This is a genomic window from Roseburia sp. AF25-13LB, assembly GCF_003478915.1.
GTDB lineage: Bacteria > Bacillota > Clostridia > Lachnospirales > Lachnospiraceae > Roseburia_C > Roseburia_C amylophila.
In genome coordinates, this window is sequence record NZ_QUFO01000004.1 from 244,458 (window position 1) to 268,685 (window position 24,228).

General features: G+C 41.8%; 23 protein-coding genes and 1 pseudogene. 2 read left to right on the forward strand and 22 right to left on the reverse strand.

Going from position 1 to position 24,228, the window contains the following annotated elements:
* Positions 1-282: 282 nt before the first annotated feature.
* The 6 genes and pseudogenes from DWY37_RS08105 to DWY37_RS16115 all read right to left on the reverse strand — a co-directional run bounded on the left by DWY37_RS08105 (position 283) and on the right by DWY37_RS16115 (position 4,067).
* A complete protein-coding gene (locus tag DWY37_RS08105) occupies positions 283-1,167 on the reverse strand; it encodes a MurR/RpiR family transcriptional regulator (RefSeq protein WP_118540798.1) in 885 nt (294 codons plus the stop codon).
* Between the two features lie 15 nt (positions 1,168-1,182).
* Positions 1,183-1,845: an HAD family hydrolase gene (locus DWY37_RS08110; RefSeq protein WP_022243504.1), complete on the reverse strand. Its 663-nt coding sequence runs from the start codon at positions 1,843-1,845 to the stop codon at positions 1,183-1,185.
* 76 nt (positions 1,846-1,921) lie between these two features.
* Positions 1,922-2,638 (reverse strand): 4'-phosphopantetheinyl transferase family protein, encoded by a 717-nt coding sequence (locus DWY37_RS08115; RefSeq protein ID WP_118540796.1) that lies wholly within the window; start codon positions 2,636-2,638, stop codon positions 1,922-1,924.
* A 168-nt stretch (positions 2,639-2,806) separates the two neighbouring features.
* Complete coding sequence (locus tag DWY37_RS08120; RefSeq protein WP_117697827.1) at positions 2,807-3,409, reverse strand: AAA family ATPase; 603 nt, start codon at positions 3,407-3,409, stop codon at positions 2,807-2,809.
* Positions 3,410-3,547: 138 nt separating this feature from the next.
* A pseudogene (locus DWY37_RS15965) lies at positions 3,548-3,631 on the reverse strand (beta-glucosidase); the annotation flags it as partial.
* Positions 3,632-3,692: 61 nt separating this feature from the next.
* On the reverse strand, positions 3,693-4,067 hold the full coding sequence (locus tag DWY37_RS16115; protein WP_243092099.1) for a hypothetical protein: 375 nt from the start codon (positions 4,065-4,067) through the stop codon (positions 3,693-3,695).
* Positions 4,068-4,142: 75 nt separating this feature from the next.
* On the opposite strand from DWY37_RS16115, the gene DWY37_RS08135 reads away from it, so the two are divergent.
* On the forward strand, positions 4,143-4,742 hold the full coding sequence (locus DWY37_RS08135; RefSeq protein ID WP_117697829.1) for an HD domain-containing protein: 600 nt from the start codon (positions 4,143-4,145) through the stop codon (positions 4,740-4,742).
* Positions 4,743-5,023: 281 nt separating this feature from the next.
* Positions 5,024-5,929 (forward strand): hypothetical protein, encoded by a 906-nt coding sequence (locus DWY37_RS08140; RefSeq protein WP_118540794.1) that lies wholly within the window; start codon positions 5,024-5,026, stop codon positions 5,927-5,929.
* Between the two features lie 201 nt (positions 5,930-6,130).
* Here the strand turns inward: DWY37_RS08140 and atpC are convergent, their stop codons facing one another.
* The 16 genes from atpC to DWY37_RS08215 form a co-directional block, all read right to left on the reverse strand.
* Positions 6,131-6,547 carry an ATP synthase F1 subunit epsilon gene (gene atpC / locus DWY37_RS08145; RefSeq protein WP_117699298.1) on the reverse strand — a complete coding sequence of 139 codons (417 nt, stop codon included), beginning with the start codon at positions 6,545-6,547 and terminating at the stop codon, positions 6,131-6,133.
* Positions 6,548-6,602: 55 nt separating this feature from the next.
* On the reverse strand, positions 6,603-8,003 hold the full coding sequence (atpD, locus tag DWY37_RS08150) for a F0F1 ATP synthase subunit beta (RefSeq protein WP_022243511.1): 1,401 nt from the start codon (positions 8,001-8,003) through the stop codon (positions 6,603-6,605).
* Between the two features lie 15 nt (positions 8,004-8,018).
* A complete protein-coding gene (gene atpG / locus DWY37_RS08155) occupies positions 8,019-8,912 on the reverse strand; it encodes an ATP synthase F1 subunit gamma (protein WP_118540792.1) in 894 nt (297 codons plus the stop codon).
* Positions 8,913-8,930: 18 nt separating this feature from the next.
* Complete coding sequence (atpA, locus tag DWY37_RS08160) at positions 8,931-10,442, reverse strand: F0F1 ATP synthase subunit alpha (RefSeq protein WP_118544467.1); 1,512 nt, start codon at positions 10,440-10,442, stop codon at positions 8,931-8,933.
* A gap of 5 nt (positions 10,443-10,447) precedes the next feature.
* Positions 10,448-10,966 (reverse strand): ATP synthase F1 subunit delta, encoded by a 519-nt coding sequence (atpH, locus tag DWY37_RS08165; RefSeq protein WP_117699300.1) that lies wholly within the window; start codon positions 10,964-10,966, stop codon positions 10,448-10,450.
* A complete protein-coding gene (gene atpF, locus DWY37_RS08170) occupies positions 10,944-11,396 on the reverse strand; it encodes a F0F1 ATP synthase subunit B (RefSeq protein ID WP_117841553.1) in 453 nt (150 codons plus the stop codon). Before atpF ends, atpH begins: the two co-directional genes overlap by 23 nt.
* Before the next feature lie 33 nt (positions 11,397-11,429).
* Positions 11,430-11,660 (reverse strand): ATP synthase F0 subunit C, encoded by a 231-nt coding sequence (gene atpE / locus DWY37_RS08175; RefSeq protein WP_012743658.1) that lies wholly within the window; start codon positions 11,658-11,660, stop codon positions 11,430-11,432.
* 55 nt (positions 11,661-11,715) lie between these two features.
* Complete coding sequence (locus DWY37_RS08180) at positions 11,716-12,402, reverse strand: F0F1 ATP synthase subunit A (protein WP_117698228.1); 687 nt, start codon at positions 12,400-12,402, stop codon at positions 11,716-11,718.
* Between the two features lie 309 nt (positions 12,403-12,711).
* Entirely contained in the window at positions 12,712-13,032 is a 321-nt protein-coding gene (locus DWY37_RS08185; protein ID WP_022243517.1) for a rhodanese-like domain-containing protein, read from the reverse strand.
* Between the two features lie 23 nt (positions 13,033-13,055).
* Positions 13,056-15,722: a hybrid sensor histidine kinase/response regulator gene (locus tag DWY37_RS08190; RefSeq protein WP_118541786.1), complete on the reverse strand. Its 2,667-nt coding sequence runs from the start codon at positions 15,720-15,722 to the stop codon at positions 13,056-13,058.
* Positions 15,723-15,806: 84 nt separating this feature from the next.
* A complete protein-coding gene (locus tag DWY37_RS08195; RefSeq protein ID WP_118544466.1) occupies positions 15,807-17,927 on the reverse strand; it encodes a SulP family inorganic anion transporter in 2,121 nt (706 codons plus the stop codon).
* Between the two features lie 174 nt (positions 17,928-18,101).
* The gene (locus tag DWY37_RS08200) at positions 18,102-20,003 is read right to left on the reverse strand and encodes an NPXTG-anchored protein (RefSeq protein WP_118541790.1); all 1,902 of its coding nucleotides are present in this window, start codon (positions 20,001-20,003) and stop codon (positions 18,102-18,104) included.
* Positions 20,004-20,312: 309 nt separating this feature from the next.
* Complete coding sequence (locus DWY37_RS15805) at positions 20,313-20,456, reverse strand: hypothetical protein (protein WP_158575680.1); 144 nt, start codon at positions 20,454-20,456, stop codon at positions 20,313-20,315.
* Between the two features lie 2 nt (positions 20,457-20,458).
* The gene (locus tag DWY37_RS08205) at positions 20,459-22,390 is read right to left on the reverse strand and encodes a [Fe-Fe] hydrogenase large subunit C-terminal domain-containing protein (protein WP_117698233.1); all 1,932 of its coding nucleotides are present in this window, start codon (positions 22,388-22,390) and stop codon (positions 20,459-20,461) included.
* Between the two features lie 216 nt (positions 22,391-22,606).
* A complete protein-coding gene (locus DWY37_RS08210) occupies positions 22,607-23,182 on the reverse strand; it encodes a DUF6553 family protein (protein WP_117698234.1) in 576 nt (191 codons plus the stop codon).
* Between the two features lie 18 nt (positions 23,183-23,200).
* Entirely contained in the window at positions 23,201-24,214 is a 1,014-nt protein-coding gene (locus DWY37_RS08215; protein WP_304466322.1) for a galactose ABC transporter substrate-binding protein, read from the reverse strand.
* Positions 24,215-24,228 lie beyond the last annotated feature (14 nt).

Consider the following 24,228-nt stretch of genomic DNA (forward strand, 5'->3'; position numbering starts at 1 on the left):
GCTGCTCTGTTGCAAGTATTACATTCATCAGATTTGCTTCTAACATTCGTTTCATTTTCTTCTTTAATTTCATATGCGTCACTCCTTTTTTAACGGAGCCCGGAATCTATTTTCCGGGCTCCAACATGCTATAAATGCAAGGGACATATGGCGATGTCTTCCTTACAGCCCAAGGATAACATGTTTTCTGTTCTCTGCAACAAGTGTGACGGATTTTGAATGATTGTTTCAAAAGAATCGGCTCTTATGAATGAAATCTTGAAATTTTGTTTCATTTTATTGCTATGATTTTTCTGTATCACACAGGTTCTTTGCACCAATCTCATAATATTGCTTGCTCAGTTTTATATTTTCAGCATAACCGGCAGAAAATTCCATTGCAAACATAACATCCAGAAGGTATTTTGTTGCTGCGGAAAATGCCACTGTCCACAGTCCTTCCATCCGGATACTTCCACACTCTGTCAGTGTTCTTGGTGTCAGCAGAACCTCATCCACATATGCTTTCATCCTGCTTTTGCCCTGGGATGTAATCAGAATGGTTTTTGCTTTTGCCCGATGTAAATCCCTTACCAGTTCCACCAGCTTCTTATTATTTCCGGTATGACTAATCATGATGGACAGATGATTTTCATTATTCTGCAATGCCATCATCCTTTGTATATTATCTTCCGCATAAGTATTTGCCACCTTATCGCAATGGAAGAACTGACTGCAGCCGTAGCGTGCCAGATGTATATTCATATCAAAGGCATAGAAATCAATGTACTTGGCCTCATGCACCATTTTTCCCACCCGCGCCAGCTGATCAATCGTAAGAAGACGCTTTGTCTTTTCAACGGCAAGGGTGTCAATGTCCGCAATCTTATTTCTAATGGTCATGGCATTTTCCTGCTGCTGTATTACAAAATACTCTGTGGTCGTCTCCTGTCCACCCTCCGTACTCTGCAATTCACTTAGGAAACGCAGCCGGAATTCTCCATAATCCTGACAGCCGATTTTCCGGCAAAAGCGGCTTACAGCTGCAGTACTGCTATAAGAAACTTCCCCTAACTGCTTTGCTGTCATGGAAATGACAGCCTCCGGATGTTCCATCAGATAATCACGAATATTTCTTTCCCGTTCCGTCAAGTCCTTCCGCTCCTGCATCTGTCGGATAATTTCCATTTGCCATTCTCCTTTTTACGCATTGAATTCATCTAAAATTGCATACAATTCTTCAGCACTAGCTGCCAGATGTGTTGCTCCATGCTCCTTTAAAAATGGAACATCCCGGAATCCCCAGGTCACACTGATGCATGGCATACCGGAATTTGCTGCTGTTGCAATGTCCACATCAGAATCGCCTACATAGACCGCTTCTTCCCTGCTGCTTCCAAGCTCCTTTAACGCCTGCATAACAGTGTCAGGTGCGGGTTTCTTACGAATGCCATCTTTTTCTCCAATGGCAACTTCAATCTTTCCTTTAAAATAAATCTGCTGTAATTCCTTTACTGCAAAATCTGCTTTATTTGAAACAATTGCAAGGCGATAGCCCTGTCCCTTTAAGGAAGTAATTATTTCTTCCACGCCCGGATAAAGACAGGTGGTGTCATTACAATGCTCACCATAATATTCTTTAAAAGCTGCAAATACATGCTCAAATTCCGGATTTTCCTCTCCGCCCTCTAACGCACGCTCAATCAGCTTGCGGATGCCATTTCCGACAAATTTCCGGACATCCTCTATACTGTGCTGTGGCTGTCCATATTTTTCCAATGCATAATTGGTTGCATCAGTCAAATCCTTTAATGTGTTTAATAAGGTTCCATCCAAGTCAAAGATAACAGTGTTATATTTTTTCATCCTTCTTCTGCCTTTCTGTCACTTCCCCCGCCCCATAATTAGCAGACAGCAAATGTGAATCATGCGCTGACATTGCTCATGAGAAGCTGTCCTCTTGTAGCCATATAATTTCTGCCGCATTTTCTTTCTCAGACTCCGTGCACACGCAGATGTGGTAATCCGGTATCTCATCATGCTCTGCGAAGTTTACCGGCTGCAGGATGCCTTCCCGGTAAAGTGCTATGCCATCTTTCTTCGGATAAGATGCGATGCCATTCTCCCTCCGGTGAACTGCAATGTTCTTTAATGGAAAGGTAATTCCTTCGCCACTCCATTTTACATAGCTTTCCTTGGCTGTCCAGAGACGTACAAATGCCATTTCTTTATCCGGCTGGCTCTGTATCCATGCCTGCTCGTCCTTTGTGCAGCACTTGTCCAAAAGCGTCTGCTTTAATGCTCTCCGGTGTTCGATGTCAATTCCAACCGGTGCATCAGAAAATACCGCCACTGCATAGTTTCCTGTGTGAGACAGATTAAAATGCAGTCCCTCACAGCCTGCCACCTGCGGCTTGCCATGGGTTCCCATTATAAGCTGACAGGCATCTAAATCTATGCCATTTTCCCGTAACCCATAGGAAAGCAGGATGCCTGCAGCAAGACTCCGCAGTCTGTCCTCTTCTTTTTTTATTTTATTTACCTTCTCCCAACGTGTGGGAAGCAATTTTATTTGTTCTTTATATTCCGGATGCTCTTTTAACAGCCGGATATCCATTCCATATATGCTCCACATATTCATATCATAGCACAAATACAAAAAGTTCTCCACATTCTGTTACAAAAAAGAATGTGCCTTAGTACATTCTCGCGGAGCGTTTTTTACTTTGCAGGAAAGCAATTTCCTGTAAAGTAAAAAATCCCCGGGCAAAATACTTCTCTTCCCATAAGAAGCATTTTGCCGGGGGGGCACTTTTAAACTATGTAATTAGTCCTGATTGATAGTCTCATTTAAGATTCCAGTAATCTCTTTCATGGACTTTTCAAACTCTTCATCATTATTGTTATTGAAAATCAGTAAATCATCTTTTACATTCGGATCATGCAGATCTTCCGGAATCTCAAAGTTACAGGATGCAATATATTCATCCCAGTGCTCTAACTTCCAGTCATCACGATCAGACGCTCTGGTAATCATTCTCTCATGAACGATTTCCGGATCTGTCTGTACCCAGATTGTTACTAATGTAGCATCTTTCTTTGCCAGCTGGGCTTTCAGACCTTTGATATATTCCATATCACGAATTTCTCTTGTAAATGGTGCATTGATAAGAACCAGATCCTCATACTCTAATGCCTCCAGTGCCAGATTTACGACACATTCATATTCGTAATCACGAATGTTCTTCTCAAAGAAATCACTGCTTCTATTATATGGCTGTCCAGCCACTACAAAAATCTGTTTCGATAATGTAATTAAAGTATCCTTATCCAGATATACAATATGATTTAATCTCTTTGCCAGTTCTTTTGAAATATATGTCTTTCCGCAAGCTGGCGGTGATGTTACGATAATTAGTTTCTTGCTCATTTCTACTTCTTCCTCCGTATTGCCTGTTCATTTTTCCCTCTATTATAAAACAGGTTTTCCGATAGAACAAGGGGGTTTTTTACTTTTTTTCCTATTTTTTCGTAAATATGCAATATTTTTTAAGATAATAACAGCCGTTTATCTTAGAATTTCTCCGTTGCTTTCGATTACTTTCTTGTACCAGTAAAAGGATTTCTTTTTGGTTCTCTTCAAGGTTCCTTTCCTTCATATCGTTCCAGTATAATTTCAAGGCTTTCATCTTTTTCCTCTTATCCCTGTACTTTTATATGGTTCTTGTCTGTCGCTGATAGCAGAACGGGTCTACCGGATTCTTTCCCTTAAAGGATGACTCGCCATTTATTTTCTTTACCAGCATTTCAACGTTAAATTCATTGGCTGTATATGCATTGATAAAGGTCTCTATCATCGGCACATCCTGCATATGATACGGATTTGCAATGGAGATAAACATGGTCGGAATCTCATGGGCAAACCATGGTGCATCATATCCGATTGGTGGTCTCCCACTGCCGGTTTTCCGCTGGCACTGATGGCATCTGTAGTAATCATTCCGTTGAAACCAAGCCTTCCTCTTAACAATCCCTGTAGCAGTTCTTTGGATAATGATGCTATATGCAAAAAAATGCCCTTTTTCCACACAAATTTGATTTGCACATTTATTTTATCCGGTGTATATTTTTACTGAACTGACAAAAGAAAGAAGGTCGAAAAAATGGAACACATTGCAAGAAATGATGCTTTTGCATTACTGAAAAAATATAACAAAGACCCTTTTCATATTCAGCATGCGCTTACGGTTGAAGCTGTTATGAAATGGTATGCCAATGAATTAGGCTATGGCGAGGATGCTGAATACTGGGGTATCGTGGGACTGCTTCACGATATCGACTTCGAATTATATCCTGCCGAGCATTGTCTTAAGGCTCCGGAATTGTTAAAGGATGGCGGCGTTTCGGATGACATTATTCATGCGGTCTGCTCCCACGGCTACGGCATTACCGTAGAATGTGGCACAACCATTGATGTGGAACCGCTTCACGAAATGGAAAAGGTCTTATTTGCTGCAGACGAATTAACCGGTCTTATCTGGGCTGCTGCACTGATGCGTCCGTCCAAAAGCACGAAAGATATGGAATTAAAATCCTTAAAGAAGAAATATAAAAGCAAAGGCTTTGCTGCCGGATGTTCCCGCGAGGTCATCGAGCGCGGTGCCGCTCAGCTTGGCTGGGATTTAGAGAAACTGCTTACCATGACTTTACAGGCAATGGCGGCAACCGAAGATGAAATCAAGGCGGAAATAGACGCGGAATAATTTTTCTGTCTTGCTCCTGCCCTCTTCCTATGTTAAAATGTGAAAAAGCATATATTATACAATCTATATGGCACTTTCTATAGTTCAAATCCGGTTCTGTTTAGAACCCAGCATTTCTGTATCTATCTATGCTTTTGATTCACTATTTAACTAAAAAGCAGGAGCGATACAGTATGGAAATAACTGCCATTATTCGATAGCAGGTAATCTTTTTCCACTGGATATGATATTTATTTTCTATTGCTGCTTATCCTCCTGCCACACACAAGGAGGACTTGCCTATGACAGGAAAAGCACATGAAGCAAATGAAACAACGAAACGCACACCGGTGGCGAACCGCAAATTTAAGGACACTGTTTTCCGGATGCTGTTTTCGGATAAGGAAGCACTATTATCCCTTTACAATGCAATTAATAACAGTCATTACACGGATTCCGGTGCCCTCGAAATTGTAACCCTGGAAAATGCCATTTACATGGGAATGAAGAACGATCTGGCTTTTATTCTGGACATGAATCTCTATCTATACGAGCATCAGTCCACAATGAATCCAAATATTCCGCTTCGGGATTTATTCTACATCGCAGCGGAATACCAGAAGCTGGTGGATAAGAAATCCCTGTATTCTTCTGCACTACAAAAAATTCCAAATCCCCATTTTATTGTATTTTATAATGGAAGCACACCGATAGATGATTGCTATACCAGCCGTTTGTCAGATGCTTTTTATCATGCAACCGACAATCCATCGTTGGAACTTATTGTTACTACATTCAATGTAAACGCAGGACACAACACCGAGTTAATGTCCCATTGCCAGATATTAAAGGAATATTCCATTTATGTTGCAAAGGTTCGTTCCTTTGCAGAACAGATGCCTTTGGATGATGCCGTACAAAAGGCTGTCACCGAATGCATTCAGGAAAATATTCTGGCAGATTTTCTTAAGAAGAATCAGGCGGAGGTAATTGCTATGAGTATTTTTGAATATGATAAAGTTGAAGAAGAGAAAAAACTGAGAAAAGCTGAATTTGACGCCGGTGTTGAGCAGGGTATTAACCTTGGTCAGAAACAGGCTTCTACCGATACCGCCCTTCGTCTATTAAAAACAGGAAAGTTTGATGCGAAGGAAATAGCAGAACTTTGTAATCTTCCTTTAGAGGACGTTACTGCACTCATGAAATAACTTTTATATTACATAAATATTTGATACCTATAGAACCTGCCACCGGCAACTCAAGAAGCCCGCAGACCACCTGTTTTCAAACAGATAATCTGCGGGTTTCCTGCTATAATCTTATTTCTAGTTCTAATTCTATTTCCGGTTCTATCTATATTATATCTTCATTTATAACACTATCACAGCATACCACAACTTTCCTGTTGCTTACTGGTACTTGCTGGTTGCCTTCAGTCGGGTCAGGGCACGGGATAAGGATGCTCTGGAATGATAGTATTCCTGGATGCTCTGCTTCTGCCGCATCTGCTCCTCGGCACGTTCTTTTGCTTCTCTGGCACGGGCAACGTCAATCTCTTCCGGACGCTCTGCGGTTTCTACCAGAAGCGTCACACGGTTGTTGACGATTTCCACGAAGCCCATACCAACTACTGCATATTCCCAATTTGCAGTTCCTTCCGGCTGAAAACGCATTTCACCTTCATCTATGGCAATAACCATATCCTCATGATGTGCCAGAATCTCTTTCTGTCCATCATATTCCGGAACAATCAGTGAACGGCATCTGCCGGCATAGAATACCCGGTTCGCTGCAATTATTTTTAAATAAAATGTATTTCCTGCCATATCTGCACCTCTTTATTCGAAAGATGTCACCAGGCGTATTCCTGCACAGCATATGCTATGCATTCTGGTGTTCCATCTCTTCTGCTTTACGGATGACATCTTCTACTGTTCCTACGTTGAAAAATGCATTTTCCGGATACTGATCCATATCACCATCAATGATTGCCTTGAATCCACGAATGGTTTCAGATAACGGAACGTAAACACCCTTGACGCCGGTAAAGTTCTCAGCTACATGGAACGGCTGTGATAAGAATTTCTGAATCTTTCTTGCTCGATATACCAGTAACTTATCCTCATCTGCCAGCTCTTCCATACCAAGAATTGCGATGATATCCTGTAACTCTTTGTATTTCTGCAGAATCTCCTGTACTTTCCGGGCTACCTGATAATGTTCTTCTCCAACGATGTCTGCCTCTAAGATACGGGATGTAGATTCCAGCGGGTCTACTGCCGGATAAATACCCTGCTCTACAATCTTTCTGGAAAGTACGGTGGTCGCATCCAGATGCGCGAAAGTAGTAGCCGGTGCCGGGTCAGTTAAATCGTCTGCCGGTACATAGACTGCCTGAACGGATGTAACCGAACCATTCTTTGTAGATGCAATACGCTCCTGCAATTCACCCATTTCAGTTGCCAGTGTCGGCTGATATCCTACTGCGGAAGGCATACGTCCTAACAATGCAGATACCTCAGAACCTGCCTGTGTAAAACGGAAAATATTGTCAATGAAAAGAAGCACGTTCTGGTGTTTCTCATCACGGAAATATTCTGCCATGGTAAGTCCGGTCTCAGCCACACGCATACGTGCTCCAGGTGGCTCGTTCATCTGACCGAACACTAAGGCTGTCTTCTCTAATACACCGGATTCTTTCATTTCTGTCCAGAGGTCATTACCCTCACGGGAACGCTCTCCAACACCGGTGAAAATAGAATATCCGCCATGCTCTGTTGCGATGTTACTGATTAACTCCTGAATCAATACGGTTTTACCTACTCCGGCTCCACCGAACAATCCAATCTTACCACCTTTTGCATATGGTGCTAAAAGGTCGATAACTTTAATACCGGTCTCTAAGATTTCCTCTGCCGGATTCTGGTCTTCAAATGCCGGCGGTTCACGATGGATGACCCATTCCGGTGCATCCTTCAATGGTTCGCCACCATCGATTGCTTCTCCTAATACGTTGAACAGTCTTCCCAATGTCTGCTCTCCGACAGGAGTTTTAATTCCGCTTCCTGTAGCGGTTACTTCCATATCACGGCAAAGTCCTTCGCTGGAAGCTAACATAATACAACGTACCGTATGATTTCCGATATGCTGTGCCACTTCCATGATGCACTTCTTATCGCCGTTTTTCACTTCAAGGGCGTCTTTGATTGCCGGCAATTCTTCGTCTTCAAATGAGACATCCACTACCGGACCTAACACCTGTATAATTTTTCCTGTCTTCATGAAAAAGCCTCCTTATCACTGCCTCTTTTTCCGTTTCTGAGCCTTCGCTCCTGCAATGACCTCGGTTATTTCCTGGGTAATTGCTGCCTGTCTTGCACGATTATATAAGATATCAAGTTCATGGAGCATATCTCTGGCACTTTTGGTTGCTGCCTCCATTGCCATCATTCTTGCGTTCTGCTCGCAGGAATAAGACTCAACTAACGCTCCATAGATGAAACCAACTACATAATCCGGTACAATTCGATCCATCACCGCCTCCGGAGATGGTTTCAATGCCAGTTCCTCCATCGGAATATCTGCAGGCAGTTTCACGTTAAAACTTGCTTTCTTCAGTGGGAGCAGCTGTCTGATCTGTGTCTCCTCCTGAATCGCATTGACCATGCTGGTATAGATGATATAGACTTCATCTAACTCTTCTTTCCGGTACAGTTCCAGAAGTTCCTCTGCAATATTTCTTGCACGGTTCAGTGTCGGATTCTGTACGGTATAGTGGAACTGCTTATCAATCTCAATTCCACGCTGTTCAAAATAGTGACGGCCTAACTCACCTAATACAAACAGTTTGTTATTTTTATGTGCTTTCAAATGCTCCTCTGCAAGCTTTAATACATTATGGTTATAGGAGCCTGCCAGACCCTTATCTGCCGTAATAACAATATAACCTACCATCCGTTCTTCCGGCTTTTTCTCTTCGTTGGTCTTAAAATAAATGTCCTCAATATCCGGAAGATGTCTTAAGATTCTGCTCATTTCCGACTGCAAGGTAAAGAAATAAGGTTCTGTGTCAGAAAGCATTTTCTTTGATTTCTTCAGCTTCGAAGAAGAAATCATATACATTGCATTGGTAATCTTCAATGTATCATTGATACTCTTCATCCGATCCTGAATTTCCTTTGCATTTGCCATAACAACACCTGCTCATTCCTATTGATTTCTACTGTCTTCGAATTCTTTTGCAACCGCAACAATCTTATCGGTCAGTTCATCGGAAAGCACTTTGGTTTCTTCGATTTCCCTGCCGATTTCCGGATGCTTCAAATCCATATATTCAAGAATCTCATTCTGATACTGTTTTACATTCTTTGTTTCTACTTTATCAAATACACCATGGTTTGCCATACACAGTGTCTCTACCTGCTCATGCAGGGAAAGCGGATTGCAAAGCGGCTGTTTTAAAAGCTCCATCAGTGCTTTTCCATGCTGTAACTGTGCCTTGGTCATATCATCAAGGTCAGATGCGAACTGTGTAAATACTTCCATCTCACGATACTGTGCCAGATCAATTCGGATACTTCCGGATGCTTTCTTCATTGCCTTGGTCTGTGCTGCACCACCGACACGGGATACGGACAAACCGACATTGACTGCCGGACGCATACCTGAGAAGAAAAGGTTACTCTCTAAGAAAATCTGTCCGTCTGTAATGGAAATGACGTTGGTCGGAATATATGCAGATACGTCTCCTGCCTGTGTCTCAATGATTGGCAGTGCGGTAATGGAACCTCCGCCCAATTCATCACTTAAACGGCTGGAACGCTCTAACAATCTGGAATGTAAGTAGAATACGTCACCAGGATAAGCTTCACGTCCTGGAGAACGCTCTAACAGCAGAGAAATTGCACGATATGCTACCGCATGTTTGGATAAATCATCATATACGATTAACACATCTTTTCCCTGATGCATAAAGTACTCTGCCATTGCAGTTCCTGCATATGGTGCGATGTACTGCATGGATGCCGGATCACTTGCAGTTGAGGAAACCACAATGGAATAATCCATTGCATCATGCTTGGTCAGTGTAGATACGATTTTTGCTACACTGGACGCCTTCTGGCCGATGGCAACATAGATACAGATTACTCCTTTGCCTTTCTGGTTAATGATGGTATCTGTCGCAATGGAGGTCTTTCCGGTCTGACGGTCTCCGATAATTAACTCTCGCTGTCCTCTACCAATTGGGAACATGGAGTCAATGGACAAGATTCCTGTTTCCATTGGTGTATTTACTGATTTACGTTCTACAATGCCCGGTGCTTCCTCTTCGATTGGACGATAATCATCTTCCTTAATCTCGCCCTTTCCATCAATCGGCTCACCTAATGCATTAATGATTCTTCCAACAAAGCCTTCCCCTACCGGGATTCCAGCCTTCTTCTTTGTACGAACTACTTTGGTTCCTTCTTTGATTCCGGTATCGCGGCCGAATAAAATAACACCAATTTCATTCTGTCTGATATCCTGTACCATTCCTTTTACACCATTATCAAATACTACGATTTCGCCATACATTGCATGGTCGATTCCGTAAATGGTTGCAATTCCGTCACCGACCCAGATTACGGAACCGGTTTCACGACTGGATTCATCCCAGTCAAATTCTTCTATCTCGCTTTGGATAATCGAGATTATGTCTGCAGCACTAATTGCGCCCACAGGCTTCACCTCCCTGTTAATTTTCTTTCCAACTGACGTAAGCGGCCTTCATAGCTTCTGTCATATTCTTTATGATGAACCTTGATGACATATCCGCCCAGAAGACTCTCATCTTCTTTTTCTGTCAGAACAATCTCACAGTCCGGATATTTTTCCGTAAGAATCTTTCTTGCCTCTGCTTCTTCCTGTGGCTTTGGTGTACCTGCACAGGTCAGTTCTGCACGCAGGATATGATTCTGTCTGTCCCAATAGAGATAAAATGCTTCCAGTATATCGCTGATTTCTTCGATATAACCCAGTCTGCACATCACTTTGGTATAATTTACAAGCACTTTGGATAATCCTGCATTCTGATATACTTTCTCTATTATGGCATCTTTCTTATGTATGGAAATTACCGGGCTTGTAAGAACCTTAAGCAGTTCCGGTGTAAGCTCATACAGCTTACGAAGGGTATCTGCTTCCTGTCTTGTGGCACCCAGCCGATACAATACCTTTGCGTTATTTACTGCTTCCTGTGTCATGAGCATCACCTGTTTTCATAATTTTCCGTGCAGCGATGACTGCCAGTTTGGCAATCTCAGCCTGAGCTGCCTGCTGTGCCTTTTCCTGCTCGTTTGCAATATCTTCCTTGGCTTTTTCTAACATATGCTCAGTCTCTTCCCGGGTCTTCTCTACCGAGCGTGCATGCTCTTCTTCTGCTCTTGCTCTGGCATCAATAATAATCTGGTCTGCCTCCGTTCTTGCATCCGATAAGCGTTCTTCATAATCTGCCTTTAATTTTCTGGCATCTTCTTCGCTTTTCTTTGCATCGTCGAACTGCTTCTTTACCATTTCTTCTCTTGCCTCAATCACATTCATGACTCTCTGATAAAGAAATTTACGAAAGACTACATATAATACCAGCAGATTTACAACGGTCCATAAGATATTCCAAAAATTAATGCTAAGCATTTCCCGTACCTGCCTTTCTATAATCTTTCTTTATTATTTTAAGAAGAGGATGATTAACAATGCGATAACGAATCCGTAAATAGCAGTTGCCTCTGCCAATGCACATCCAAGAAGAAGTGATTTGCTGATTTTGCTCTCTGCTTCCGGCTGTCTTGCAATTGCATCTACTGCGGATGATGTTGCTTTTCCAATTCCAAGTCCTGCTCCAATACCTGTTAATACTGCGATACCTGCTCCGATTGCTACTAATAATGTTGATGACATAATATGCACTCCTTTTCTTTTCTACTTTTTTGTTTCTCTTTTTGCTTTTTCTTCCCTATTCGGTTGCTTCTTTGACGAACAATGCGGTCAGAAATACGAATACATATGCCTGAATCAATCCGTCAAAAATGTCAAAATAACAGCTAAATACTGCTGGCAGAATTGCCGGTACTACCATTTTCAGCAATTCCATAATGACAAATGAACCTAATACATTTCCAAAAAGTCGCATACACAGCGACAATGGTTTGATAAAGACCTCCAGAATATTGATTGGAAGTACTACCGGCATCGGCTCTGCAAAACTCTTAAGCCAGCCCTTTGTTCCTTTCCTGCGGATACCCGCCATCTCAATCAATATGATACTCATCAGGGACAATGCTGCGGTAACATTCATATCCTTGGTCGGTGGTTTAAATCCCAGCAGACCGATTAAGTTGGCAATTCCAATATAGATTGCCACCGTCATAAGATAAGGAATATACTGCTTTCCATTCTCGCCTATGGTATCCCGGAAGAAGTTATTCAACCCGTTTACAGCCGTTTCCAGAATAATCTGTCTGCGTCCCGGATGTTCCACACTTAAGTTCCTGGTCAAGAGTATGCACAGCACAATAACTACTGCCATGATAATCCAGGTTACTACTACGGATTCATAAATGGGAATGCCTCCGAAAATCGGAATTGTAAATACCGTTTCACAGTTCAATTCTTCCATCAGGCTATTTACCAGAGCATCCATCTGTCTCACTTCCTTCTGCTGCTCTAAGGCATTTTTAAATCGTTAAAATTCTAACAAGAAAAAAATGCAAACGCAACCGTTTTCTTCCCGTGAAAATAGGTCTGACCATTTGCCGTTTTTTCGTGTAAATATTCCATATTCTTCTGCAATTTTTGCCAGTTTTTTGGTTGTTTTTTTATGCAATTTGTACACTTGCGTCAATTTGTATATTTTGGTATTAAAAAAATGCAGAAATTTCCTGTTTTTTCACAAACATTTTCTGCATTTTTCTTATTCTTTATAGACTTTATACAATTTTAATCATTAAGCTTACTTCACCAGAATTCCGTGGTGTTCCTCCATATAACCGCCGAAAATGGCATTCTTATAGCCTAATTTCTTAAATGCTTTTACCGCCTTTTCGGACCGGTAGCTGTAACTTCCTATAATATAAAAAGATTTTTCCTTATCCGGGAATCTCCGCAAAATACGGTCTTCCGTTATCTTGTCCAGCGGAATATTCTTTGTTCCTGCCACATGTCCTTTCTGGTAATCTTCCTTTGCCCGGCAGTCAATTATAATTGCATTTTCCGAAGTATGCGCTGCATTGATTGCTTCATTTACAGTCAGACGTTTCTTAAAAATACCCATTCTTCTGTTCCCTTCTTCTTTTGTTATGCTTTTGCCTGCATATAAATCCGGATGTTTTCTTCCAATAAATCCAGATCCACCGGTTTGGCAATGTGTGCATCCATCCCTGCTTCCATACAGGTCCGGATATCTTCCGCAAAGGCATTGGCAGTCATGGCAAAAATCGGTATTTTCGCTGCTTCCTTCTTCTTAAGTCTCCGGATTTCTTTCGTTGCATCATAGCCGTTCATAACAGGCATCTTAATGTCCATTAAAATAATATTATATCGTCCTTCCTCCGCTCTTGCAAACATTTCTACTGCTTCCTTGCCATTTACTGCCCGGTCACAGTCTGCACCTTCCATTTTTAACAGTTCTTCCAATATTTCTGCATTTAAATCATTATCATCTGCTATCAGAAAACGCATTCCTTTTAATGTCATTTTCTCTTTTTCTGTTGCTTGTCCTTTTCCCTGCAATTGCTGCTCTTTTCTTGCCTGTTCGATGCACCGTTTAAAATTTGTCACAAAAAACGGCTTGCTTAAAATACTTTGAATTCCAGCATAACCCGCTGCTTCTTCTATCTCCTTACAATCATAGGCAAAAAGCAGTAATACTGTTTTCTCTCCCAGAATCTGATGCAATTTTTCTGCCGTTGCAACGCCATCCATTCCCGGCATCTTCCAGTCTATAATTACAACATCCCAGGTCTTTGTTTTTCCGGCTTCCACAGCCTGTTCTGCCATATGAACCGCCATTTTGCCGGAATCTGCTGTCTGCACATCAATCCCAAACGGATGCAGCGTATCCATAATATATCTTCTTGATTCACTCTCATCATCAACCACCAGTACCTGGCTTATCTTCTGCAGTTTCCACCAGTTAACCTTCTCCTGGTACTTTATTTTCCGGAAATTCAAAATCACCTCAAAAGTAGTTCCTTTTCCAAGCTTACTCTTCACATGAATGCTTCCACCCATTAACTCCACCAGGCTCTTGGCAATTGGCATTCCAAGACCCGTTCCGGAAACCGGATTAACAGTGCTTTGCACTTCCCGGCTGAATGGGTCAAAAAGATTCTTAAGATACTCTTCACCCATCCCCTGTCCATTATCACTGATCCGGAACTGATACTGTGCAAAGTTTCCCTTTTTCTTTGGTACTTCTGTAATATCAAATACTATCTTACCGCCCTTTGGGGTATATTTTACTGCATTGGATAAAATGTTCAGCAGTATCTGCTTCAGACGTAATTTATCTGCTTCCACTTCTTCTGTTTCTATCCGATGTACATGAATCATGAATTCCTGCCCCTTCTCTCTGGTCTGTGAACGGATAATCATATCCAGTTCTTCCACCAGTTCAGCAATATTCGTGTTCATAATATTAAGGACCGTTTTACCGGCCTCAATCTTCGACATATCAAGGACATCATTAATGAGTCCAAGCAGATGTTCCCCTGAATAAGTCAGTTTTCTTGCATATTCCCGGACACAATCCGAATTTTCAGCATCTCTTGAAATCAGTGTAGCCAGTCCCATAACCGCATTTAAAGGAGTCCGCATATCATGGCTCATATTGGATAAAAATACACTTTTCGCTTCATTGGCACGCTCTGCCTCTGCTTTTGCCGTATTTGCAAACAGCACCGTCTCTTCCAATGCAGTATTGACTTCTTCCAGCTTCTCTGCTGCTTCTGCCTGCTGCATTGCATTTCGTCTCGCGTAAGCTACCTTATTCTTTTCATTATAAATCCATAGAATACTAATACCCAGTGCTGCTAACATTGCAATGATAATGCAGGTCACTGTCAGCCAGATATGCAGCATCATAATCTGATAATCTGCCAGTACATTCTGCACAATCGTAATGTCCACTTCACAGGCTATCATATACTGTGTTCCTTTTAATGCACGATACGAAAAATAGTCGGACTCATTTTCACGTTCCAGGGTTATACACCCGGAGCTGCGTTCTGCATAGTCCGACTTCACTTTTTCATAATCTTTCTTATTCATAATCTTTTGTTCATGGTAACTATCAAACAGATTATAATTTATGGTTACTTCACCCGGCTCATTATTAATGCTTGCATATGCCACTTCTCCGTTTTCATCCATGACATAGATATTAGCCTGTCCGTTATAAGCAGACGTTACAAAAAGATCGTTAATAATCTGTGGCCGGAATAGAAATGCAATTGCTTCATATTCTTCCCCATTGACCAAAAAAGAATCTACTGATTTTGCAATTATAAAGATTTCCTCTCCATCCTTCCAGGTACAGTACTGGGCAATTCCTTTATTCTCACCAAATAATTCTGACAATCCATCCTGCATCTGTATTCTGCCATTCAGTCCACGCATGCACAGATATTCACCTTCATCATTGACAAAGACAATATCCCGCACCATATTACTTTCCATAGAGTCAAAATAGTTCTGGTAATCTTTCAGTTCTGCTTCCCTTTCCCCATCCCCGAACATATATTTTTCAATAGAATCTATCTGTTCATAAGTAATCTCCAGACGGTTCCGGTAAGCACGCTCCATCTGTTCCATCAGTTCAGATAAACTCTGTTTGCTGTTCTTATCAATGTATTGATTTGAACCCCCAAGGTCTTTTGACATCCAGCCAAATATCAAAGCCATAACCACAATACATACAATCAATACCGTAAAAACCCTTTTTTCCTGCTTTTCCTTTTTCATCCCGCATAATACCTTCCAATCTGTTTCAGATTATCAGACTGGTTCCTGCAAATTTTGTCGAAAAAGCAAGATGTCTCTGCCTAATTAAATCTTTCCTGAAGTCCGTTTTTTCCTTAAGTCCTCTACCAGTGCATAAACCTCCGGTCTCCGTTCCTTCAGATGTTCGTCTAACGCATGCCGGCGTTCTTTAAAGCGCTCTGCCAGTTCCGGATGTTCCTTTGCAATACGCTCATGTACTTCCCGTCGATGTTCCTCTAACCGCATAGCCAGCGTTCTTTCATCTTTACCGGAAATATTAACAATCTCTTTCAAATGCTCCTCTAAATGCTCCAGCCACTCATCTTCGTCCAGTTCTTCCATATGGGACCAGCTTCCATGTAACAGCTTTTCCACATCTCCTGTCTTTTTCAGCTGTTCTATCTGTGCCACAATCTGCCGCTCTATAGCATCTTCAGTTTCCGAACCAAATGCCCAGACAAATTCCTGCACCCGGTTATCCGCCCTCTTTCTTGAGGCACTGCGCTGTTTATTGTCTACACCGCCCTCCAGCGGATAAGGACGTTCATAACCCATATCCTTTAAAGCAATATGTATTGTTCTTCTTGCGCTGCCCTCTTCTATGATGTGTCCCAGACCAAGCTTTCGCATCTGTTCATTCAAATCTGCAATATGTTCTGTAATATAAAAACAGATACCACGTTTCTTAAGACCCTGATACAGCATTTCCAACTGATCCGCCGCTGTAATGTCCATGGAGCCGATAGCACTGGCATCTAAAATGACTGCCTTCGTATCCTCTTTTATATTGTCTTCAATGTCCCGCTTTAACATCTGCACATTAGCAAAAAAGAGATTACTGCTGAACCGGTATATCAGAACGCCTTCTATCGCATGTATCTGATGACTTTCTTTTAAATCCCGGAAATGGCGATGTCCCGGCTGGATTCCAAGAAAACATCTTGATGGCTTGGCAGTACGGATAATCATCTCAGTAAAGGAAAGTATAATGCCAATCAAAACGCCATTGATGGTTCCAAGCATCAGCACGCCAAAGAATGCTCCTAAGAAAATGAAGAATTCTGTACGGCTGACCTTCAACAATCTTGCAGCAAGCTCAAATTCCGTTGCCCCAAGTAATGCAGAAATTACAATTGCCGTCAGCATCGGAATCGGAAGATAGCCGATAAATCCGGTTCCGCAAAGCAGCAATACCAGCATGGATAAACCGGCTATGATTCCGGTCAGCTGTGTCTTACTCTGATACTGTTCTCCCATTGCAGTTCTTGAAACAGAGCCATTAATAGGACAGCAGCCTGTAAATGCTGCCAGGAAATTTCCCATGGAGAATGCAAAAATTTCCTGATTATCATTCATTCGATATCCATTCTTCTGTGCGAAATTATTTTCTGCCAGAAGCGTTTCTGCCATAATGACCACTGCCACCGAAAGGCTGATAGTTACTACCTCTTTCATCGGAAGCATGCGGATATCCGGAATCACAAACTGTGGAAGTCCCGGTTCTACTGCAGACAGCGTCTGGATTCCCCATTCCCTCACCGGAAAAAATTTTGTCATTGCTGCTCCTGCTGCCATTAAAAGCACTGCCATTGGAAATTTCGGCATTACTTTCTTTGATACAAGAAGTATCAGAAGGGAAATGCCGCCTAAAATCAGTGATGGCAGATTCACCTTCGTCTGCCCGATATGCTCCACCAGCTCAATGAGTTCTCCAACGCCGGCGGTACCGCCCATTAACTTTGGTACCTGCATCAGAATAATCGTGGTGCAGATTCCGGTAATAAATCCACCCATAACCGGTGCCGAAATATAGTTCACCAGTTTTCCTGCTTTCATAAAATAAAACGCCAATAACCAGACTGCCACAAAGAAAGTAAGTACCGGCACTGCTGCAATTGCTTCACTGCTTCCACTCTCAATACCAAGTCCCACCAGTGCCGAACCGATTAAGGCTGCCGGTGCCGCATCTACGCCAAAAATAAACTGTGGTGAAGTCGAACACAGTGCAAATATCAGAATTGGGAAAATGGAACCATACAGACCATAGACTGCCGGAAGTCCTGCAATCTGTGCATAGCCCATAGCTATCGGAATGGAAACTGCCATAATAATAATACCGGCCAGAATATCCTTTGAAAAATTTTTCTTATCATATTTACGAATGGTAGCTGCAAGTTGTATGCGCATATTATCGCTTCTTTCTACTATATTATTTTTTATTATACGGCAAATAAGATGATTGTACAATTCTTTTGGCAGCAGAAAGGACAGGCTCTTTATCCGTGCCTGTCCTTTCTGTTCTGGTTGTTCTAATTATTCTGTTCTGTTTATTCCATTCTGATTATTCTTTTTTATTTCTGATTATTCATTTTCAGTTGCTTTCTTTCTTCTGAAAACAAACATTCCTCCACAACCTGCTGCAATCAATGTCATACAAACTGCAATTGCAGAATTATCACCTGTCTTTGGTTTACCGGATGTCTTTACGGTTGGCTGGCTATTTGCTGTTGTTGATGCATTTGCTGCTGTTCCAGCCGCACCACCGGAAGCTGTACTGTCACTTCCGGAAGTTGTACCGCCATTTCCGGATGTTGTACCACCATTTCCTGTGGCAGCCGTATCTGCCAGCTTTTCTGTGGTAATAAGATAAGTAGAGCAATGATTCTGTTTTACGGTCAGATATCCTTCTGAATCTACTACTCCCGCATCAATATTTAAAATCGTTCCATTGTCAAATAACCGGCTGTAATATAATGTCTTTCCGGCATACCTGGTTCCCACAAAAATACGAATCTGTGCTTCTGCCGGAAGCTGACCGGAATAATTATACTTAATCTGTTCAATGAAAATATTCTTATTTACTGCATTTGGAAGCGTGCCCAGCTCACTGTAATCTTTTACAATCTTTACTCCAAAATCATAGCTGGAAACATTATCAACGGCTGACATGGTTCCTTTTCCAAAGGTAAAGGAAAGCTCATCATTGGATTTGATAACAATGTCCTTTGTCTGATTCTCTGCCAATATCTGCCGGAATCCATTGTCGGAAATAGCGGTATCTCCATCTGTTACATCCACTACGCCATTCACTACAACCTGCTTCGGTGTAAAGGAAATCACATCCGCCCCGGAATATACATTGTAAACATTCTCTACTTCTTTTCCTTCAAATTCATAACCAGCCGGTAAGGTATCTTCCGCAAGCGCCATGTTTTCTACAAGCTCTTTCATAACCGGATGTGCTGCGTCCATAAGATATCTGGTTTCCTGTGTATTATAATCCGTATAACTCATAAGAATCGGACAAAGAATCCGGTAAGAATTACCAGCCTCATAATAGGTTCCTCTATAAATAAAGGTGTCTCCCGTATCCTGTTTCTTTACCAGACAGGCATCACTTCCTCCACTTGCCATCGTAGTGGAATAATAAGCTGCTATCTCTCCATTTGCTGTATATGCCGAAATATCCGTAAGCTTATCTTCTACAGTTATTGCTACCTCTGCACCCAGCGTAGTGCATTCCTGCAATTTTTCAATCCGGTAGGTCTTATTTCCGGACATATCGGTTACTTCTGTTATAACAAACCGGCCTTCTTCTCCGGTTTTTGTATACACATCACTCTGGACCGGACTGATATCAGTTCCAAAATAACCACCATATACCTGAATCATTTCAAAAGGATGCTCTGCCTGCATCTTCATGTCATTAACCTGTCCCTTTGCTACAATCGGTGATGACGTATAATTCCAGGATGAACCAAACGGACATCCGTCAGTTCCACGATATACCGTTACTGTACTGTCCCCGGAAACCGTCAGCAGCGACTTGCCGCCTTCTGCAAATAATTCAATACCATCCGGATTCTTTCTGTTTTCATTGACAGTAAGGCTTCCGGAACCGCAGATTGTCAGGGAGCCGCCCCAGCCGCCATGCCAGATTCCAAGATTCTGCAGCTTATTACTGCCTACCAGATTCAATTTAAAATCGTCTCCCATCATGTTGGTATAAAGTGCAACATCCGGATGGTCATAATTGGTTAAGGTCAGCGTATTGCTTGCCTGGTCATAAGACGCTCCGTCCACTGTATTTTTCTCATTGGTGGAAAATACAACCGTATCATTCAATTGAATATTGGCAAATGCAAACTCTCCTTCCATGCATGGTCCATTTGATGCCTGCACCGGAATCATGGACGGAACCATCATCAGGGATGCTGCCAGTGCCACTGCACCAATACATTTTAAAGCACGTTTCATTTTCATAAATCTATCCTTCCTTTCTTCGTATTATAAAAACACTATAAGGAAAACGATAGATTCTGTGCAGTCTACATCCGTTTCAAAATATGAGAAATTTATCTCACCCGGCTTTTTGGGGCAGAATTTCAATCTACAAAACCCGCACCAATAGCTGCCGGCAGCTTTTTACGGGTACCCGGCAACTACGAGAAACACGCTTTGCAAGTTTTTCCAATTATCGCATAACCAAAAATCCCCCGAAACAGATTTGGGTTATTATTAACCGCCTGCTCCGGGGGATTCCATTTTTATTTTTATTCTGTTCGTATTCTACTAATCCTGCTTGCCTAATGAAGTCTTTCTTAATGCTGCCGCAATAATAAATGCATACACTCCACCAATCAGTGCGGTAACTACCTGAGTCAGTGAGGTTAGAATGCAACCGGATGATTTCTCATCTGCGATTCTGTAAACCATTTTTATAATTGTTCCAGTGTGCTCTTTACACTATTTGCGGCACTTAAAATCACATTGGACGATGCTGCAATCTCCTCCGTTGCTGCGGCAAGATTCTGAATCCGGTTACCGGTATCATTTACAACATTTGCCAGCTCATCTGCATCTTTGATAATCTCCACAATGGATTCTTTTACCTTTGCCTGGCTCTCTGTACTCCGGGATGCCGTATCCTTGGAATTCATGGCCAGTTTATTTATCTCATCTGCAACTACTGCAAAACCTCTTCCCGCCTCTCCTGCACGGGCTGCTTCGATATTGGCATTCAATGCCAGAAGGTTAGTCTGTGCAGCAATGGAGACTACTTCCTGATTATTCTCTGCCATAGATTCCAACAGCATATCAATCTCCTGCATTCTGCCAGTCAGCTTCTCACAGAATTCAGACACATTACCAATTTCCTCTGATACTGCACTGCATTCCGTCGCATTACTTTCGTTTCCATTCACCATATCATCCACAGAATCATAGAGTGATACAAACAAGTCATTGACTGTCTCCACCGTTGTTTTAATATTCTCCTGCTGTTTCTCCACTGCATCTTTTTCTGCCTTGATTTCATCAGCAAGTTCTAATGCTCTCTTCTTCTCTTCCTCTACGGTATCCTTTACAAAATGAATACAATTTTCCTTCTTATTGAAGCCATTATAAATAGCCAATGCCATCTTTTCACAGCTTTCATAGCCACAGCATTCACAGTCAATGCATCTTGCTTCCTTAGTCTTCTTGCCCATCTCATCATAAATCTGATTCAGTTCCTCTGTAGACGGAAGTTTATAATTACACTCTTCGGAGCAGTCTGTATATTTTCTAAGATAATTCTCCAGTTTTAATTTTGAGAACTGCTTATTTAATTTTGCAAGCCGCTGTGCCGGAGTCAGTTTCCTTGACCATGCACTGTTCTTCGTATTCTTCTTACAGTTCTCCTGTATCTGATGGATATTATATAAAGCTTTATCTGTTCCTGCAATTTCCTCTTCAACACCGGTTCCGTAAATACAACCCATTCCACAGTTTAATGCGTCAATGAATAATTCTTTATTCATGCCCTTTGCAATTTCTTCCTTATGCTCCTCTAAATAACGATATGTGTGTTTCTCTCCTTCTATCTGGCGTATATATACATCGTCCCCTAAGAACCAGTATACATTTTCCTTCAAGCCACCCGGCATCGGATAGATGGAACCAAGTCCATATTCAATTTCATCACTGGCAAATGTGCCTGATATATTATGTTCTCTTACATATTTCATCAAATGGTCAAATGTCACATTATACGATACATAGCCTTCTGTATCCGGGTTATGAATCTCTGACCATTTTGCAACACACGGACTGATAAATGCCAGTTTATCTGTAATTCCCATCTCCTGCTTTGCATAAATTGCGCTGCACATCATCGGACTGTGTACCGGGAATAACTTTGGAAGAAGCTCCGGTAAGTAGTGTTCAATATATCCCACAATTGCCGGACATGGCTGGGAAATCCCACCGGTAAAGTTGTATTTCTTTACATAATTAAGATATCCCCAGGTTGTAATGTCTGCACCGAAAGATACACTGATTATACGGTTCACTCCAAGATTCTTTAATCCTCCCAATACCCTCTCATAATCTTCAGGATAGTTTGCCTTGAACGCCGGAGCTAATAGTATGGATATTTTCTCACCTTTTGCAAGGTCTGCAAAGAATTGCTCCGTATCATCTTCAAACTCTCTTGCACCATGCTTGCAGGCATCCATACATGCACCACAGCCAATACACCTTGCCGGATCTACCTGAATCCGCTCTGTTCCATCTTCTTCTGTTACTGCCACACATGCCCCCGGACAAGGACACACGCGAATACATTTGTTACACCCAATACAGTTGTCATTGGTAAAAACCAGACTCATTTCAAGCACCACCCTTTACTTATATTCATAAGCTACCTTTTTTCAATTTCAACAAATAATATCTCATATTTGTCTATTCGTTAATAATATTATTTCTTAATAAAATTGTCAAATTTTCATGTTTTTATATGATATATTCTTACGATTTCCCGCAATTTTCGACACTTTTTGAACAAGAAATAGCCCTTGCCTCTATTGTCCAACAGAAGTCTGTTGCTATTTCATCAGAAAATGCTCCCGCTCAGGGTATTGCTGCCGGAATGCTTCCAACGCAGCTTTCTGCAAAACTGCAAATTCCCTGTCCATATGAAATTTATGTGGCATTGTAAATGCAATTGCACTTATCTGCTCTGCTATTTTTTTAGCAATTCCTTCCTCTGACAGCTGTCCCATTCCAAATACGAAAGAGGTGAAACCTCTTCCCTTTTTACTCACATCCATAAATGTAAGAAACGTATTCTTTAATTCTGCCTGAAGTATCTCCTGTTCCACCCGGCTTCGGTTCTCTGCATCCAGAAGATATAACCCATTTATGATTTCAACTGCCTGTTTCTTCCGCTGTCCCGAAAAATCTACTCCGGTACTTTCCGAAAGATATTTCATCTGCATCAGATAACCAATAAAGGTATCCTCTTTCTTTTTCTTCTTTCCATATCGAGCATATAAAAGCTGCTCCCGGAAAGTATCTCCTTCTGCTTGTTCCGTACACCCGTGCTTCTGCCATAGTTCCATTCTTTTTCCAGCATTAACTTCCTGATAAAAATCATTCAGCCACTTTGAATCTTCCTGCATAATATTTCCTCTTCGTCACTATTTTATAAAATCTTCAACATTACTGATGTCAACTTTACGATACTGGGATACATAGTATTTTTCTTCCTGCAGGCTTTGTACTTCCTGATTCTTTCCATCATAAATGTCCACTGCAAGCCTTGCCATTTCTCCAGCCTGGTCTTCCTTGTCATTATATACGGTTCCCTGCATGGTTCCATTCTGTATTGCCTCTAATGCATCTTCCAATCCGTCAATACCAAATATAATCGGCCACTCCTGCCGGTTATAACCGGCATCTTTATAAGCTTCAATTGCCCCTAATGCCATTTCATCATTGTTGGAAATAACCATCTCCACTTCGGTCCCATACTGACTGATAATCTGATTCATTCTATTTTCCGCCTGTCCCCTGTTCCAGTCTGCAAACAGGTAGCTCAGTTTTTCCAGATTGATTCCCTGTTCTATCAGTGTCTTTACCGAACTGTCTGTACGGCTGATGGCATCCTGATGTCCAGCCTCTCCCTCCAGTAAAATATACTGAATTCTCCCATCCTGATTCCTGTCAACCTCAGGATGATTCTTTATGTAATCTGCTGCAATTTCTCCCTGCATCTCGCCGGACTGTTTTGCCTCACATCCTACATAGTATAGTTGATTCCACTGCGACAAATCCTCCGGAACCGGTTCTCTGTTAAAGAAAATGACAGGGATATCATTCTGTCTTGCCAGTCTGATAACGGTTGTCGGATCCGTCCGGTCAACCAGATTTACACATAAAATATCACACCCGGCATCTATCATTTCTTCGACAATTTCATTCTGGGCTTTCTGATCATTATCTGCACTTCTGACAGATGTTATAATCTTCCGTTCTTCTGTTTCCCGCTTCTTTAACTCTTCCTTCAGTTCATCCACCGTGGCGTTGATAAACGGGTCATCATGCGTATAGGTAACTACACTCACCCTCAGTGTATTTTCTATCCGCTTTGTCTTCTGATTGCATCCGGGCAGCACCAGTATCAGTATTATCAGTGTTACCGTAACCGCCATTGTCCTTCTTCTTG